16 protein-coding genes and 1 pseudogene are annotated in these 16,544 nt (G+C 44.1%); all 17 read right to left on the bottom strand.

Features of this window, described 5'->3' with window-relative positions; translation table 11 throughout:
* Window positions 1–32: 32 nt before the first annotated feature.
* Complete coding sequence (gene ytvI / locus UF75_RS12845) at window positions 33–1,136, bottom strand: sporulation integral membrane protein YtvI (RefSeq protein ID WP_045574996.1); 1,104 nt, start codon at window positions 1,134–1,136, stop codon at window positions 33–35.
* Window positions 1,137–1,146: 10 nt separating this feature from the next.
* Window positions 1,147–1,929 carry a phosphatidate cytidylyltransferase gene (locus UF75_RS12840; RefSeq protein WP_045574995.1) on the bottom strand — a complete coding sequence of 261 codons (783 nt, stop codon included), beginning with the start codon at window positions 1,927–1,929 and terminating at the stop codon, window positions 1,147–1,149.
* Between the two features lie 10 nt (window positions 1,930–1,939).
* Window positions 1,940–2,704: an isoprenyl transferase gene (locus UF75_RS12835; protein ID WP_045574994.1), complete on the bottom strand. Its 765-nt coding sequence runs from the start codon at window positions 2,702–2,704 to the stop codon at window positions 1,940–1,942.
* A gap of 502 nt (window positions 2,705–3,206) precedes the next feature.
* Window positions 3,207–3,764 carry a ribosome recycling factor gene (gene frr, locus UF75_RS12830; protein ID WP_045574993.1) on the bottom strand — a complete coding sequence of 186 codons (558 nt, stop codon included), beginning with the start codon at window positions 3,762–3,764 and terminating at the stop codon, window positions 3,207–3,209.
* A complete protein-coding gene (gene pyrH / locus UF75_RS12825; protein WP_045574992.1) occupies window positions 3,761–4,486 on the bottom strand; it encodes a UMP kinase in 726 nt (241 codons plus the stop codon). Before pyrH ends, frr begins: the two co-directional genes overlap by 4 nt.
* A gap of 105 nt (window positions 4,487–4,591) precedes the next feature.
* Window positions 4,592–5,245, bottom strand: coding sequence for a translation elongation factor Ts (gene tsf, locus UF75_RS12820; RefSeq protein ID WP_045574991.1), 654 nt, complete (start codon window positions 5,243–5,245; stop codon window positions 4,592–4,594).
* A 169-nt stretch (window positions 5,246–5,414) separates the two neighbouring features.
* Window positions 5,415–6,140, bottom strand: coding sequence for a 30S ribosomal protein S2 (rpsB, locus tag UF75_RS12815; RefSeq protein WP_045574990.1), 726 nt, complete (start codon window positions 6,138–6,140; stop codon window positions 5,415–5,417).
* Window positions 6,141–6,321: 181 nt separating this feature from the next.
* Complete coding sequence (locus tag UF75_RS12810; protein WP_045574989.1) at window positions 6,322–6,771, bottom strand: hypothetical protein; 450 nt, start codon at window positions 6,769–6,771, stop codon at window positions 6,322–6,324.
* 23 nt (window positions 6,772–6,794) lie between these two features.
* Complete coding sequence (codY, locus tag UF75_RS12805) at window positions 6,795–7,589, bottom strand: GTP-sensing pleiotropic transcriptional regulator CodY (protein WP_045574988.1); 795 nt, start codon at window positions 7,587–7,589, stop codon at window positions 6,795–6,797.
* A 51-nt stretch (window positions 7,590–7,640) separates the two neighbouring features.
* Window positions 7,641–9,026 carry an ATP-dependent protease ATPase subunit HslU gene (hslU, locus tag UF75_RS12800; protein ID WP_045574987.1) on the bottom strand — a complete coding sequence of 462 codons (1,386 nt, stop codon included), beginning with the start codon at window positions 9,024–9,026 and terminating at the stop codon, window positions 7,641–7,643.
* Between the two features lie 11 nt (window positions 9,027–9,037).
* The gene (gene hslV, locus UF75_RS12795) at window positions 9,038–9,568 is read right to left on the bottom strand and encodes an ATP-dependent protease subunit HslV (RefSeq protein ID WP_045574986.1); all 531 of its coding nucleotides are present in this window, start codon (window positions 9,566–9,568) and stop codon (window positions 9,038–9,040) included.
* A 110-nt stretch (window positions 9,569–9,678) separates the two neighbouring features.
* Entirely contained in the window at window positions 9,679–10,569 is an 891-nt protein-coding gene (gene xerC / locus UF75_RS12790; protein WP_045574985.1) for a tyrosine recombinase XerC, read from the bottom strand.
* A 6-nt stretch (window positions 10,570–10,575) separates the two neighbouring features.
* Window positions 10,576–11,895: a methylenetetrahydrofolate--tRNA-(uracil(54)-C(5))-methyltransferase (FADH(2)-oxidizing) TrmFO gene (gene trmFO / locus UF75_RS12785; protein WP_045574984.1), complete on the bottom strand. Its 1,320-nt coding sequence runs from the start codon at window positions 11,893–11,895 to the stop codon at window positions 10,576–10,578.
* A 53-nt stretch (window positions 11,896–11,948) separates the two neighbouring features.
* Complete coding sequence (gene topA, locus UF75_RS12780; protein WP_045574983.1) at window positions 11,949–14,039, bottom strand: type I DNA topoisomerase; 2,091 nt, start codon at window positions 14,037–14,039, stop codon at window positions 11,949–11,951.
* Window positions 14,040–14,258: 219 nt separating this feature from the next.
* Complete coding sequence (gene dprA, locus UF75_RS12775; RefSeq protein WP_197079393.1) at window positions 14,259–15,371, bottom strand: DNA-processing protein DprA; 1,113 nt, start codon at window positions 15,369–15,371, stop codon at window positions 14,259–14,261.
* Between the two features lie 78 nt (window positions 15,372–15,449).
* Window positions 15,450–16,358, bottom strand: a complete 909-nt coding sequence (ligD, locus tag UF75_RS12770; protein WP_197079392.1) for a non-homologous end-joining DNA ligase — start codon at window positions 16,356–16,358, stop codon at window positions 15,450–15,452.
* Window positions 16,351–16,544: pseudogene (locus UF75_RS29105) on the bottom strand (hypothetical protein); the annotation flags it as partial. The pseudogene UF75_RS29105 and the gene ligD, both read right to left, overlap by 8 nt.

Here is a 16,544-nt window from a genome sequence, read left to right as displayed (position 1 = left end):
CGGGTTTCGAACCTCGAACCTCGAACTTCGCCTTACTCCCTAGGAGGCCCGAATATCCCAACTCGTCGTAACGCTTCATAGCTAATCACAAACGCAGGGCCGACTACGAGCCCCATACCTCCTAGCAACTGAAGCCCCACGTACATAGAAATAAGTGTTGGAAGTGGGTGAATTCCAATTCCCTTAGACAAGATCTTAGGTTCCAAAAACTGCCGTACTGTCACTGTAATAACCCACATTACTAACAGCTTTAACCCTTCTCCGAACGATCCCATAATAAATAGGGCAACGATCCATGGAACGAAGAGTATACCAGTGCCTACAATCGGTACGATGTCCAGAATTCCGGCAAGGACGCCTAAGGTAACGGCATAACGATTACCCATTATCAATAGTCCTGCAATCGTTGACAATGCCGTCACAGAGACTAAAATCGCTTGCGCTCGCAAATACCCTATGACGGCTGCGCCTAAGTCTGCACTAATGGCCTGTGCACTAATATGCCAACGTCGGGGAAATAAATTAGAAATAAACCGTTTCACATCTGGGTAACTGGAGCTTATAAGCAAGGTCGCAACCAATGAAACTACCATTACAATAAATACACCTGGTAGCGCAGTCAAAAACGTAAGTAAAAAAGTACTTCCCGATTTAGCCCATTCTTGAAGTGTTCTCGCTAAACTTTCTGTCGAGGCAAATAAAGTATCTTGAATTTGCGGATTGACCCTTACAAAGCGTTCAGCTGTATCCACTTGCTTGGTTACGAGATCCACAAGGTATCCGTAATTTGGTAGTTTGATAGCTAACTCAGATAATTCCGTATAAAGACGAGCAACAATCAAGAAAATAAAAAGGCTCAATCCTGCGATCGCTAAGATGAGAGTAAGCACTGCAGCATATGGTCGACGAATGCGCACAACACGCATCAGCCGTACAAGTAGTGGTTCGAGTAAAAACGCCAGAATGAGCGCAATTAAAAACGGCAAAAGGGCACCAAACATTTTGCCAATAACATCAGCAAAAACGGGCAAGAAGTCTTGGAAAAAGTAAGTAAAAACCTTCAAAAGAACAAGGGCACTAGTCAGCAACGCAAGCCTATTGATACTAGTCCATAGAGGATGTTTCTGAATACTCAATGCGTTCACCTCACGTTAGAAGAATTACTCCATAATATACCAAAGGGAGGGAAAAAATAAGACTATCAAAACGATCTAGGATTCCCCCATGCCCTGGAATAAGTTTTCCTGAATCTTTAACCCCCGCACTTCGTTTTAAGGCGGATTCAAACAAATCACCAATTTGGGCACTGGTTCCAATGACGATAGCAAATAGAATATACGTCCATATATGAGCACCACCGACCAATCGCCAAAACCCAACAGCCATCCCAATGCTAAATAATAATCCCCCTAGTGAACCCTCGATTGTTTTTTTCGGACTCACTTGAGGCGCTAGAAGATGACGCCCAAATTGTCTCCCAATCAGGTATGCCCCTGTATCTGTAGACCATACCAAAAATATAGTAAGAAAAGTCCACTCTATTCCTCTCGGAAGCTGACGTAGTAAATAAAGATGAGATAATAAAACCACTGTATAAAAAACAGACAATATATTGAAGTTCGCCTCGTTAAGTGATGTTCCTGGGTAGGTTAAAGCAAATCTTCCAAATCCAATTAAAAGCCAAAAGAGCAGAGTCGGCAACATCCATTTTTCTCCGCCATTAACTAGACTTATCAGCCATATTAGGGCGAATAGTGTTGACAATTTAGTCCATGTACGAATACCTATCTTGTCGCCAATTTGAATAAACTCCCTCAGCGCCAATAAGGTTAGCAATGTGACTAAGAAAAACGTATAGGACCCACCAAAATAGACTAACGTCAAAAGAATTGGAGCTCCTATCAAAGCACTCATTGTCCTAATAAACATCTATTAATCCTCAATCTGTATGTATTCCACCGAATCTACGGTCCCGTTTCTGATACGCTTTAATAGACTCAAGCAACGTCTTTTTCTCAAAGTCAGGCCAAAGCTCCTGAATAATAACAATCTCAGTATACGCCAATTGCCAGAGTAAGAAGTTACTTAATCTCATTTCACCCGAGGTACGAATTAATAAATCAGGGTCTGGCATCCCATGGGTAAATAGGTGTTGGCAGAAAACATCTTCATCGATGTCTTCAATACCTAATTTCCCACTCAAAACATCCCCACTCACCTGCTTAACAGCCTCAATGATTTCAGATCGACCTCCGTAGTTTAAGGCAAGGTTAAGCACGAGTCCAGTGTTATCTCGAGTTTTCTTTTTTGAGTTTTCTAATTCGCGCTGTGCATCTAGGGGAAGATCTTTAATTCTCCCGATAGTCCGAATGACCACATTATTTTGGTGAAGCTCGTTGAGCTCTTTTCGCAAATACTCTGTGAGCAATGTCATGAGTACCCCTACTTCGTCTTTAGGCCTATTCCAATTCTCCGTAGAAAACGCATAAACTGTAAGAACCTCAATCCCCAATTCAGAACAGGTTTTAACGACTTTGCGCAAGGCTTCGACGCCTGCCCGATGTCCCATCGATCGGGGAAGCGCGCGTTTTTGAGCCCATCGTCCGTTCCCATCCATGATTATGGCTATATGGCGAGGAAGGCGGTCCAGCGCAACTTGATCATCTGAGTCCACTTTGTTTTGTTTCCAAGCCTTAAGCCACATCATTTACACCCCCATTTTCGATGTTCGATATTCGTGGTTCGATTTTAGACTTCATACTAAGTACTACGTACTAAACATATACTCCCAACCACTTAAATCGGACCACTTCTCCGGGTTCGATGTTCGTGGTTAAATACTTTGAACTATGAACTAAAAGTGGTACTCTGAACCGCTTACATCGAACCTTTTTTTTCCATAGGCGATATTCGATGTTCGTGGTCCAAAGTTCGAACCACGAACATCGAACTTCGAACTACGAACTACGAACTACGATTATAAGACCCCCTTTTTAGTTAGGGGGTCAATGTCTGTCTTGGCGAAAAGTTTTCGTGTGCTAATAGTACGTTCACACGATCGCCCATTTTTCGGATGCGGACAACTCGGCAATCTCCCCACGATTCCATTTTACCATGAGGGCGTGTTATTTGGAAAGCGTATGGTTTACCTAGATTTTCTAGTTCAAGCTGAACCTCGTTCCAACTTCGACCGAGCCAAGCTTGTATCATACTTGTGTGATTTCACTTTCTTTAGTTTCCAACACACGTTCAATCTCTCTAATCATCTTATCTGTCATCTTTTGCACATCGTCTTGGGCCCGTTTGACCTCATCTTCGGAGGCTTCGTGATCTTTCTCCAGCTTCTTAAGATGATCATTGACATCTCGGCGCACATTCCTCACCGCAACTCGTGCTTCCTCAGCTTTCTTTTTCACAGTCTTTACTAATTCAGCCCGGCGGTCTGCCGTGAGTTGCGGAATCATAAGACGAATCACGATTCCATCACTGGAGGGATTGAGGCCCAGGTCTGACTTCATAATTGCCTTTTCAATGGCAGGAAGCACAGACTTATCCCAAGCCTGAATCACAAGCATCCTTGCTTCCGGGGCAGAAATATTGGCGAGCTGGTTAATCGGAGTAGGAGCTCCATAGTATTCAACCATAACTTTGTCTAAAACACTTGGATTTGCTCGTCCTGCACGAATTGTAGCATACTCTTTACGTAAGGCTTCAATCCCTTTATGCATTCGCTCATCCGCATCGTTTATAATCTCGGAAATCATTGACTATCCCTCCCTACATACGTTCCAATCGCTTCCCCCATGATAACACGGCGAATATTGCCATTTTTCGTAAGGTCAAAAACAATGACAGGAATATTATTGTCCATGCACAGTGACGTTGCCGTGGAATCCATGACTCCAAGTCCTTGGCTTAAAACATCCAAATAACTTAAGCGTTCAAATTTCTTAGCCAGCGGATTGATAAATGGATCGGAATCATAAACCCCATCGACCCTTTTAGCCATCAAGATGACCTCTGCCTCGATTTCAGCCGCCCTTAAAGCAGCGGTTGTATCCGTTGAAAAGTATGGATTACCTGTACCTGCAGCGAAAATGACGATTCGCCCTTTTTCCATATGCCGAATGGCTCGACGACGAATATAGGGTTCAGCAACTTGTCTCATTTCGATTGCTGATAAGACGCGGGTATCAGATCCAGCCTTTTCTAAAGCATCTTGCAAAGCGAGCGCATTCATCACGGTTGCCAACATACCCATATAATCGGCAGTTGCACGGTCCATGCCTTGAGCACTACCCGCAATACCCCGCCATAAGTTTCCACCCCCGACAACTAGGCAAACTTCAACCCCCATACCTCGGATTTCTGCTACCTGCTCTGCAACGGAAACAAGCATATCATGTTGGAGTCCAAAGCCTTGTTTACCTGCAAGTGCTTCCCCACTGATCTTTAGGACAACTCGACTATACCGTGGTTTTTCCATGGGTTAACCTCCATCAATCTAATTCTACGTCTAGAGAAAGAAATCCTCCTACATTCACAAAAAGAGAACACCGGGGTGTTCTCTTGATAGATTGTCTAGGTTGACTTATCGATTTAATTCCTTCATAACCTCTGCCGCAAAATCGTCTTGTCTTTTTTCAATACCTGCGCCTAATTCATAGCGAGTAAACCGACGAATAACAATGCGTTCGCCAATTTTGGCGATTTTATCCATTACCATATCTCTAACACTCTTATCAGGATCCTTGACAAAAGCTTGTTCCATTAAACATACTTCTTTATAAAACTTTTCGATCCGACCTTCAACCATCTTTTCAATGATTTTCTCTGGCTTGCCTTCATTGAGAGCTTGAGCTTTAAGAATATCTCTCTCATGTTGGAGTACATCAGCTGGAACATCTTCTTTATTGAGATATTGTGGGTTTGCCGCAGCGATATGCAATCCCATATCACGAACTAACGTTTTAAATTCGTCCCCACGAGCCACAAAGTCAGTTTCACAATTAACTTCAATAAGTACCCCGATTCGTCCACCACCGTGGATATAGGACTCAATCGTTCCTTCGGCCGCAATACGGCCACCTTTTTTAGCAGCGGCTGCTAATCCTTTTTCACGGAGAAAATCGCAGGCCTTTTCGAGATCACAACTACACTCGGTCAGTGCTTTTTTACAATCCATCATGCCTGCTCCAGTACGTTCCCTAAGTTCTTTAACTAGAGCCGCAGTTACCTCTGCCATAGTAAACCCTCCTAATTCAATGCACGAGGCGCGAGGCGCGACGCACGAAAAATATGTGATAATGCCATATATTGTCCTTATAAGTATGCATTTTACGCATGTATAGTATACGACTCAAAACGTGCGAAGTGCGAGATTCGAATTTCGAACCTCGCGCCTCGAGCCTCGCTTATGCTTCGACAACGTCTCCAGTTTCTTCATTCTCATCCTCAGTACTTTGTTGACCCTCAATAATCGCGTCCGCCATTTTTGCAGTGAGCAACTTAACGGCACGGATTGCATCATCATTCGCTGGGATAACAACATCGATCTCATCTGGATCACAGTTTGTATCAACAATTGCTACAATGGGAATTTTTAAACGGCGTGCTTCTGCGACTGCAATTCTCTCTTTACGTGGATCAACGATAAATAACGCATCGGGAAGCTTTTTCATGTTCTTGATACCACCCAAGAAGCGTTCTAATTTTTCCATTTCATGACGAAGTGCAGAAACTTCTTTTTTGGTAAGAACTTCGAAGACACCTTCAGCTTCCATGCGTTCCAAAACACGTAAACGATCCACTCGTTTTTGAATCGTTTGGAAGTTTGTCAGCATGCCTCCAAGCCAGCGTTCATTGATAAAATACATGCCACATCGAGCGGCTTCATCCTTGACGGATTCTTGTGCTTGTTTCTTGGTACCTACAAATAGCATGGTACCTCCCTCGGAAGCTAGGTTTCTGACAAAATTGAACGCTTCATCCACTTTTTTAACGGTCTTTTGTAGATCAATAATGTAGATTCCATTGCGCTCCGTGAAAATATAGCGCGCCATTTTGGGGTTCCAGCGACGTGTTTGATGTCCAAAGTGGACACCCGCCTCCAACAATTGTTTCATAGAAATGACAGCCATGTTAAACCAACTTTCTTTTTTGTTTTTTCCACCACAGGTTCATTTCAAAACACCCCTTGCCTCCCGACAAGGAACCGGCATCTTAATCCCACTGCGTGTGTCATTAAATCGCACTGCCAATAGAGTAGCATATTCCTAAAAACTTTGCAACGAAATATGCATAATTATAGACTCAGTTTACTCAAACAGCATTTCTTGAAAGATTAGAACGTACATCGTACTGTTGAATAAAGTTCTCTAAGTCGCTCATTAATTCGGGGAAGGGGAAATAGTATTCACTCACGTAAAATAACGCATCGTTCGTACGAATCTGAGCTATTTCCTGCCCTCGTTGATCAAAATAAAAGGCAACTCTTCGAATATCTTGTGGTTCTAGGATGCGTTCTCCGAGCAGTGAATGAAAAACTATTTGCCCATCATTAATTTGCATACGTTTACTTTTCCCGATAACCCATAGAGCTAAGATTCCCAACCCTGAAACCACGTAGATTCCTATCAGTACTCTTAGTTCCACGATGGGCAGCTTACTGAAAACATGCAAACTCCCTATTACAAGGGGATAAACAATTAGAAACACGAGTCCTGGTACGACAAGCGGTCTCATTAGGTAAACGTAATCATGTTCATCCATGAAATCCCCCTCCTGCTAAACCCCTATTTCGTGTGTTTAGTCTGTTTATCTAGTTCATCAAGGAGATAATCATTGAGAACTCGAATGTAAGTTCCTTTCATACCCAAGGACTTTGATTCAATCACACCCGCCGATTCAAATTTACGGAGCGCATTCACAATGACCGAACGAGTAATCCCAACTCGATCAGCAATTTTACTCGCCACCAATAGCCCTTCTCCACCACCCAATTCAGCAAAGATATGCTCTACTGCCTCAAGCTCAGAATAAGATAGAGTTCCCACTGCGATTTGAACGGCTGCCTTTTTACGGGCTTCTTCTTCTGCACGTTCCGCTTTAACCCGTAAGATTTCCATGCCTACCACGGTCGCACCGTATTCAGCTAGGACAAGATCGTCTTCACCAAATTCCACATCATATTTGGCAAGTACCAGCGTCCCAACTCGTTCCCCTCCGCCTAAGATTGGTACAATGGTAGTAAGCTTATTTGTAAAATTACAAGCTTGATTACTGTTAAACACACAGCCATTGGCAACTTGTGTCGTATTTGTAATCGTACTACTTATTTTCATCAGACCCTCGTTATAGCTTTCCGGAAAGCGTTCTGAATGAATAACAATATCCTCCATAACTCCACACGCAAAACCTTCCATGAAACTAAATCCCAAAATCTTCCCGCGACGTCCAACAATATAACAGTTAGCAGTCACAGCCTGGCGAAGAACTTTAGCCATTTCCTCAAAATCAACCGGGTTCCCGGCAGCACGTTGGATTAGTTTATTAATGGTCCTTGTTTTTTCTAATAACGTAATTTCCATAAGTTTTAAATCCTCCTTAATTTACATCCATAAAGTATATTCAACTTGTTCCTAGAGAATATAGCGAGCTAAGTCTTGATTCTGAACTACATCACCCAAGCGATGTTGAACATATTCTCGATTAATCGTAACCGTATAATCGTCTGGTAACTCAGATGCTTCAAACGATAGTTCCTCGAGTACTTTTTCTACAATTGTGTGGAGTCTGCGTGCCCCAATATTTTCTGTGGTAGAATTCACCTTGTAGGCAACTTCTGCCAATTCATCAATAGCATTCTCTGTAAAATCTACCTTTATTCCTTCCGTTCCCAATAAAGCACTGTACTGTTTAATGAGCGACGATTGGGTTTCCGTAAGTATTCGCTTGAAATCTGACACACTTAAAGATTCAAGTTCTACACGGATCGGAAATCTCCCTTGAAGTTCTGGAATGAGGTCTGACGGTTTGCTGACATGAAAAGCGCCTGCAGCAATGAAAAGGATATGATCGGTTTTGACCGGACCATACTTTGTTACCACGGTAGACCCTTCAACAATTGGGAGGATATCGCGTTGAACCCCGCCCCTTGAAACGTCTGCACCACCCGCGCTTTCGCGCCCTGCAATTTTGTCGATTTCGTCCAGGAATACAATTCCCTCTTGCTCTGTTCTGTGAATCGCATCTTGAACTGCTTCGTCCTGATCAATCAAGTTTTGAGCTTCTTCATGAATCAGGATCTTCCGGGCATCGCGGACGGTCACTTTCCTCTTTTTATGCCGCTTAGGGAGCATTCCGGACATCATATCTTGAATATTTACTCCCATTTCCATCATATTGTTATTGCCCAGCATATCGGAAAGTGGCAAACTTTCCTCAACGGAAATATCAATAACCTTTTCCTCTAAATCTCCTCGTTCTAAGTGTTCTCTGACGACCTTACGTTCTTTTTCAATTTCAGGAGTTACTTCTGGTTCCTTTTCCTGATTTGAAGATTGACCAAATAACATTTGGAAGGGATTACTGGATGAACTCTCTGAGCGTTTTTCCGGAACTAATAGTTCTAGCAAGCGTTTCTCAGCATTGACGGCCGCCTGAGCCTGAACATGTTCTGTCCGCTCCACTTTCACCATACGCAAGGAAATTTCGACTAAGTCTCGAATGATAGCTTCTACATCCCGACCGACATAACCCACTTCCGTAAATTTCGTAGCCTCAATTTTTATGAAGGGGGCACGTACCAGCTTCGCTAACCGACGGGCTATCTCAGTCTTTCCAACGCCAGTGGGACCAATCATCAAAATGTTCTTGGGGATGACTTCTTCTTGTAATTGTTCCGGCAAACAAGAGCGTCGATAACGATTACGTAACGCTACCGCTACTGCTCGTTTGGCCGCATGTTGTCCAATAATGTGTTGGTCCAATTCACGGACAATTTCACGCGGAGTCAAACGATCCATAATCTCACCTCCTATAACTCTTCCACAGTAATTTGTTCATTAGTATACACACAAATTGAAGCCGCTATAAGCATTGCTTCTCGTACCATTTCCGAAATTGGTAGATCTGAATGCTTGGCAAGAGCGCGGGCTGCTGCTAAAGCATAATTCCCTCCGGATCCAATGGCTGCAATTCCATCGTCTGGTTCAATCACTTCACCTGAGCCTGAAACAATTAAAAGATTTTGGGTATCCGCAACTAAAAGAAGAGCTTCAAGATTTCTCAGCATTTTGTCTGTTCGCCATTCCTTCGCTAGCTCCACAGCCGCACGCTGGAGATTCCCATGATACGCTTCAAGCTTTTGTTCAAACTTATCAAACAGTGTAAACGCATCCGCAACGGATCCCGCAAACCCTGCAATGACTTTTCCGTTATATAAGCGGCGGACCTTACGGGCCTTATGTTTCATAACGGTAGCCTGTCCAAAGGTTACTTGACCGTCACCTGCAATTGCTACGTGTTCCCCTTTTTTCACTGCGACGATGGTTGTTGCATGAAACATATATCAAACCCCCTTTAATGAAGTTTACTAGGGCACTTTCGGCCTGTCAAGGTAAATTGTAGGTAATTTGCACTTTTTTAAGAAAATTTATAGATTCTTTAACTTCTTTGTTATTTAGCACGGGGATGGGCCTGAGTAAAGACTTCTTTAAGTCGTTCACGGGTTAGATGCGTGTATATTTGGGTCGAGGATAGTTTCTGATGTCCTAGTAACTCTTGGACACTTCTTAAATCAGCTCCGCCATCCAACAAATGTGTGGCAAAAGAATGTCTTAGCATATGAGGGTTTACATGCTGTTCCAAACTAATCTTTGAGACTAGTTTGTCCAAAATTCGGCGAATTGATCTATCTGATAAACGCGTTCCTTGATAATTAAGCAAAAGAGCGCCATTATGATCTTCCCGCATTCCTAAATATACCTTGATCGCCTGAATAGCATAGTTGGTTACTGGAACTATTCTCTCCTTGCTACCCTTGCCCAATACACGAATTAACCCGCTGTCTAAATCAAGGTTCTCTCGATTTAAGCCGATTAATTCGCTGACTCTCAATCCTGATCCATAAAGCAGTTCCAAAATAACTTGGTCTCGACAACCCAGTAGATTCGAGCAATCCGCAGCACGTAATAGTCCCTCGACTTGGTCTAGGTAAAGAAAATGCGGGAGTTTGCGCCCCAACTTCGGACTCGCCACCCGCTGTACTGGATTTATTTTGAGGATTTCTTTACGACATAAGAATTTAAAAAAAGACCGTAGCGCAGCAAGCTTACGGGCCATACTTTTTCTTGCCAGTCCGTGTTCTGCTAAAACCCCTAGAAAGCTACGCACATTATAAACGTCAATCCTATCGACCGTAAGTTTTTCGGGTTCAATGCCCTTATCCTGTGCAGCAAACCGAAAAAACTGCCCAAGATCTGTTTGATACGCAACGACCGTATGCTCAGACCTATTTTGGGAATGTTGATAACCTACAAATAAACTTAAGGCTTCGTCAACCAACACTGGCTCTTACCTCCCCAAATCCTCGCGTTCACAAAATTCAGCTAATGATGCTAAAGCACGCTCTGAGATTCGAGCATTTTTCTGGCGCTTATCCTTTATTCGCTCGCTCAAGGGGGGAAGCAAGCCAAAGTTAATATTCATAGGTTGAAAACTTTGACTGGGAGATCCCTCTAAATGGCGTGCTAATCCTCCTAGTGAGGTTTCAGATGGAAAAACTAATGTATCCATCTGACTTAGACGCCGCCAGGCATTAAGGCCTGCTAGAAGCCCGCTGGCAGCGGATTCTACGTATCCTTCGACTCCTGTCATTTGACCGGCAAAGAAAAGCTCTGGTTTCAACCTTAGGCTGAAATCTGCGTTAAGTACGTTCGGTGCATTAAGAAACGTATTGCGGTGCATAACCCCATAACGTACAAATTCAGCCTTCTCCAATCCAGGGATTAACGAAAACACCCGTTTTTGTTCCCCCCATTTTAAATGGGTTTGAAAGCCGACTAGATTAAAGAGTGTTCCGGCCTGATTTTCCTTGCGCAACTGTACCACAGCATGAGATTTTTTACCTGTGCGAGGATCGATTAAGCCTACTGGTTTTAAGGGGCCAAAGGTCAGGGTCTGAATGCCACGTTTAGCCATCACTTCAACCGGCAGACAACCTTCGAAAACTTTCCCTTCTTCAAAGCCTTGGATTTCCGCCATCTCAGCCTCTATCAACGCCTTGTAAAAGGTTTCATACTCTTCCTTCGTCATGGGACAATTCAAATAATCCGCATCTCCTTTGTCATAACGGGAAGCCCAGAAGGCCTTGTTCAAATCAATGGATTCAAGAGTGACAATCGGCGCAGCCGCATCATAAAAAGATAAGGCCTGCTCTCCCGTGGCCTTTTGAATATTGTCGGCTAAATCATCCGAGGTCAAAGGACCACTTGCGACGATCGTCATCCCCTCTTGGGGAAGAGAATGGACTTCTTCGCGGTGAACACGTACACGGGGGTGCTGTTCCAACCGTTTTGTGATTTCACTTGAAAACAGTTCCCGATCGACAGCTAAAGCGCCGCCAGCGGGAACCGCGTTATGATCAGCCGCCTCCATGATCAAGGAACCCAAACGGCGCATTTCTTCTTTTAATAACCCCACGGCATTCTCAATACCAGCCCCCCGCAGAGAGTTACTACAAACTAGTTCTGCAAACCGATCCGTTTGATGTGCGGGGGTAGTTTTAGTCGGGCGCATCTCATATAAATCGACCATGACTCCGCGTTCAGCAAGTTGCCAAGCAGCCTCTGAACCCGCGAGGCCTGCACCGATGACAGTTATGAACTGCTGCATGTAACTATTCGCTCCTTACCCAATAAACATTGAAAAACGTTGGCCTTCTTCCATTAAGCTTCTTCAATAACTTTTGTAAAGCGACATTCCGGATTTGTGCAGACATGTTTTTTTTGGCGTTTGGACGATTTAATCACCATCAATTGCTGGCACTCCGGACAAGGCTCAGGGGCCGGCATTTCCCATGAGACAAACGCGCACTCTGGGTAACCGAGGCACCCAAAAAACTTCCGTCCCTTCTTTGAACGGCGAACCACGAGGGGTTTAGAGCATGTTGGGCACTTCGCTCCCACTTCCTCAAAAAGTGGCTTCGTGTTTCGACACTCCGGAAAACCTGGACAAGCCAGAAATTTACCATAGCGCCCCATTTTGATGACCATATTTCGACCACAGTTCTCACATAGCTCTTCGGAAACTTGATCCTCAATTTTTACTTTGCCGATTTTCTCATCAGCTTCAGCTAAGGTCACGGAAAAGGGTCCATAATAATCTCCCACCACAGACTTCCATGGAGCATTCCCTTCTTCAACTAAATCGAGTTTTTCTTCTAAATTAGCCGTAAACTCTAAATTCAAAATGTCTGGAAAATGTTCCTTGAGTAAGGATATGACGATGTCCCCAAGTTCTGTTGGAAGGAGTTGTTTCTCTTCTTTAACAACATATCCTCTTGTTTGAATGGTTTCGATGGTCGGCGCATACGTACTTGGCCTCCCGATTCCTTCCTCTTCCATCTTACGAACGAGAGAGGCCTCTGTGTAACGTGGCGGTGGTTCTGTAAAATGTTGCTTTTCTTGAAGTTTGATAAGCGAGAGTTTTTCTCCTGCAGAGACCGAAAGTGTGAGTGAATTTTGTTCGTCATCCGCAGACTCTCCAGCATCGTTTCCTTCTTCATAAACCGCTAAAAAGCCAGGAAATCGCACTGTAGAGGTATTAGCACGGAATAAATAATCCTCCACTGAAATTTCAACGGTTAACGTATCCATAATGGCTACACTCATCTGACTCGCTATAAAGCGCTCCCAGATTAAGCGGTACAAGCGCAATTGATCCCGTGATAAAATTCCCTTCAGCATTTCTGGAGTCCGCAAAGCAGCAGTTGGTCGGATCGCTTCATGCGCTTCTTGAGCCCTCCCCTTATTCGCGAACTGGCGCGGTTCAGAAGGATAATACTCATTCCCATAGTGTGAAAGAATCCATTCCTTGGCCTCTGCTTGAGCCGTATCCGCGATCTTGACGGAATCTGTACGCATGTAGGTGATCAGTCCGACAGTTCCCTCTTTGCCAAGGTCCAGCCCCTCGTATAATTGCTGGGCTAACATCATGGTTCGTTTAGGAGAAAAACCCAACTTGCGATGCGCTTCCTGTTGAAGACTACTCGTTATAAAGGGAGGTGCAGGAAGCTTTTTCTTTTCTTTCGTACGAACCTCGGAAACTTGAAACTCTTTTCCCATTAACTCGGCTAGAACATTTTCCATTTCTACCCTCGATGAAATGGATAGTTTCTTACCCGATTTTTTAACAAGCTTTGCTAGGAACGTTCCTCCAGCAGATTGAAGATTAGCCGTCAGACTCCAATACTCTTCCGAGACAAAAGCCCGTATTTCTTCCTCACGATCGTCGACTAACCGAACTGCTACCGATTGGACTCGTCCAGCGCTTAAACCTTTCTTGATTTTACGCCATAGCAAGGGACTTAATTGGTAGCCCACTAGCCGATCTAATACCCGTCGTGCTTGTTGAGCATCTACCCGATCCTGGTCTATTTGCCGTGGATGTTTAATGGCAGCCTGAATAGCTTGTTTCGTAATCTCATGAAATTCAATTCGGTTTTTATCACCCTGGTTAAGTCCCAACAAATGAGAAAGATGCCAAGCAATTGCTTCCCCCTCACGATCAGGGTCAGAAGCTAGGAACACCTTATCTGCACTCTTTGCGGCAGCCCGTAAATCCTTGATCAAATCTCCTCTACCACGAATGGCAATGTATTTTGGTTCGAAGTCATGTTCAATATCCACACCCAATTGACTCTTCGGTAAATCCCGTAAGTGTCCCATCGAAGCCTTAACCGTATAACGACTTCCTAAAAATTTGCTAATCGATTTTGCCTTGGCAGGGGACTCTACAATAACAAGCGTCTTTGACATCATTTCACCTCAATATATACTTAAAAACTAACCCTTTTATTGAGGTTCGAGGCGCGATGCGCGGGGTTCGAACTCAAAATGTTCTCTTCAGAAAACAAGAGTTAAGGACATTTCGTTGAATTCCTTATATTACACTTATATCCAAATGGATTCGAACTGAGTCCTTGAGTTAACATTTGGAAAACTAAGCCCTATATTAACGCCTTTTTCATAGTATGTCTAGCACTCTCGTGCTAATACATAATGTTGTCCTGGCAATTGTATGACTTTTCCGCTTAATTGCAGCTCCAATAAGGCTAAGGAAATACTAGAAACTGGAAGTTTTGAATGGATCGTTATCTGATCAATATGCAAAGGCACATCACTTAATTGTCCTAAGATAGACTCATGTTCTTGATCACTGGAAGGTATGTCGGGCGCAGGTTTTTTCGCAGGCGCAATTTGACCAACATAATGAGATCCTAAAGGCAGCTCACTACAAATGTCTTCAATTCCTTCAACAATTTTTGCTCCTTGGCGCAGTAAATGATGCGGGCCTCGACTCACCTCGCTAAAAATGGGCCCTGGAACAGCAAATACTTCTCGCCCTTGTTCCAACGCGAAATCGACCGTAATCAAGGCTCCGCTTCTTTCTGCAGCCTCCACAACGACCACCCCACGGGAACACCCACTAATCAAGCGATTTCGGGCTGGGAAATGTGCAGCATTGGGTGGAGAGCCAGGCACAAACTCACTGATTAAAGCGCCCCTCTCCAAAATACCCTCCGCCAACTTCCGATTTTCTAAGGGATAAATTCGATCTAAACCACAACCGAGGAAAGCCCATGTGACCCCGCCACCATCTAGAGCTCCTTGGTGTGCTGCTGTATCAATCCCTCGGGCCAGACCGCTGACTACGACAATCCCCCGAGCTACAGCATCACGAGCAAGCACTCTAGCCACCGCTTTACCATAGGAAGTTGCTCGCCTCGAGCCCACAATGGCAAGCCCTTCTGCACTCCCCTGGAGACGTCCACGATAATAGAGAAGCGGGGGTGCATCCGCTAATTCCGCTAGTAACCTAGGATAATCGATTTCATCGGGAGTGATCATTTGAATTCCTTGCTTGGTCAGAGAATCCCCAATCTGAAGTGGGTCAATCATGTGCCTTACCTTCATAATTTCTTGAACCCATTTTTCTTGGGTAGCCATGGGCAGGTATTGGCTTGTTGAAGCCTCCCAGGCTTTGACGGCACTACCAAAGTATGCAATAAGCCGCCGTAAATGCTGGCTTCCAATGCCTGAAATCGTGCGGAATGCCGCGCGAACTAGTTTTTCCTCTTCAATTCCCACTATGCGCACCTCCTTTTAGCCCCATTTCGGGACAAAAGGACACTTTTCCTGCGTAAAAGATTATCGAACTTCCTTGTATTAGGTAAAATAGTGCAGAATTGAAGAAAAATCGTTCCCCTTAGTCATCATTGTACTCAGATCCCCCACTTTTTCTAACCGTCTTCGGAAAGAACGCACGTGAAAATCATCGGGATTAATCCCTTGAACCACCTCTTCCCATAGCAAAGGGGTTGAGATATGTCCCAACCGTGTTGGTCGAACACTATAAATACCTGCCATGGTTCTCCCTCTTCCATTTTGAAGATAATCGAGATAGACCTTTCCTTGTCGATTCCTGACAGCACGCTCCACAGTGCATGATTCCGTCCGCTGAGCTGTTAGAAACCGACAGATTCCTTCTATCCCGCTTTGTACTTCAGCGTAAGTATGATTATCGTTTAACGGCAACAGAATATGCACCCCTGTGGCCCCCGAAGTTTTAACTAAAAACTTTACCTTTAATTCGTTGAGAATCTCCCCCAACCATTCCGCCACCTTGATGGCCTCCTTAAATCCCGAAGGGGGATCTGGGTCCAGATCAAAAACTGCCCACTTGGGGAAATTGGGTTTATATATACTCGACGCCCAAGTGTGAATTTCGATACACCCTAGATTGATTAAATAAACTAAGGTGGCAAGTTGATCACAAACCAGGTAGGTTAGGCCATGCTTGGAACGTGGATCAGAATACCTGGTTATCCAATCCGGTGCATGGGGGGGACACTCTTTTTGATAGAAATAATCTCCGTTAATTCCATCGGGATATCGAACCATGACAAAGGGACTCTGCTTCAAATGAGGTAAGATTATTGGAGCCATCTCCGAATAATAGCGGATCAATTCTCCTTTGCTAATTTCTTGCTCTGGAAAATACACTTTATCTAAATTACTTAAAGAAAGAGTTTTATCGTCTACAATTACGGCGATCGTCTGATCTTTTTTACTCAATAATCTGGGCATGACGCAATTTCCCTTCATCCGTCCATTCTAAAAACCGTGTTTTAAGAAGCAGAGTGGGCTCAAGCCACCGTATCGTTTCCCCTCGACTAGGATAGGGACCTAATCCAGGTTTAAAGGGGCTAGATGCCTTTTCTTGTATTGATTTAACAGCTTCACTGCGCATAATTCGGGTAA

Origin of the sequence: Desulfosporosinus sp. I2 (assembly GCF_000960765.1) — a bacterium.
In the GTDB taxonomy this organism is placed as follows: Bacteria; Bacillota; Desulfitobacteriia; order Desulfitobacteriales; family Desulfitobacteriaceae; genus Desulfosporosinus.
This window is presented reverse-complemented; position numbering and strand designations above follow the sequence as displayed.

Excerpts from the sequence above, each read along its gene's own strand:
- pyrH (WP_045574992.1), bottom strand. The coding sequence starts at position 4,486 with ATGGAAAAACCACGGTATAGTCGAGTTGTCCTAAAGATCAGTGGGGAA.
- UF75_RS12835 (WP_045574994.1), bottom strand. The coding sequence starts at position 2,704 with ATGTGGCTTAAGGCTTGGAAACAAAACAAAGTGGACTCAGATGATCAA.
- topA (WP_045574983.1), bottom strand. The coding sequence starts at position 14,039 with ATGTCAAAGACGCTTGTTATTGTAGAGTCCCCTGCCAAGGCAAAATCG.
- codY (WP_045574988.1), bottom strand. The coding sequence starts at position 7,589 with ATGGAAATTACGTTATTAGAAAAAACAAGGACCATTAATAAACTAATC.
- hslV (WP_045574986.1), bottom strand. The coding sequence starts at position 9,568 with ATGTTTCATGCAACAACCATCGTCGCAGTGAAAAAAGGGGAACACGTA.
- frr (WP_045574993.1), bottom strand. The coding sequence starts at position 3,764 with ATGATTTCCGAGATTATAAACGATGCGGATGAGCGAATGCATAAAGGG.
- UF75_RS12810 (WP_045574989.1), bottom strand. The coding sequence starts at position 6,771 with ATGGATGAACATGATTACGTTTACCTAATGAGACCGCTTGTCGTACCA.
- UF75_RS12840 (WP_045574995.1), bottom strand. The coding sequence starts at position 1,929 with ATGTTTATTAGGACAATGAGTGCTTTGATAGGAGCTCCAATTCTTTTG.
- tsf (WP_045574991.1), bottom strand. The coding sequence starts at position 5,245 with ATGGCAGAGGTAACTGCGGCTCTAGTTAAAGAACTTAGGGAACGTACT.
- rpsB (WP_045574990.1), bottom strand. The coding sequence starts at position 6,140 with ATGGCTGTCATTTCTATGAAACAATTGTTGGAGGCGGGTGTCCACTTT.
- hslU (WP_045574987.1), bottom strand. The coding sequence starts at position 9,026 with ATGGATCGTTTGACTCCGCGTGAAATTGTCCGTGAATTGGACCAACAC.
- trmFO (WP_045574984.1), bottom strand. The coding sequence starts at position 11,895 with ATGCAGCAGTTCATAACTGTCATCGGTGCAGGCCTCGCGGGTTCAGAG.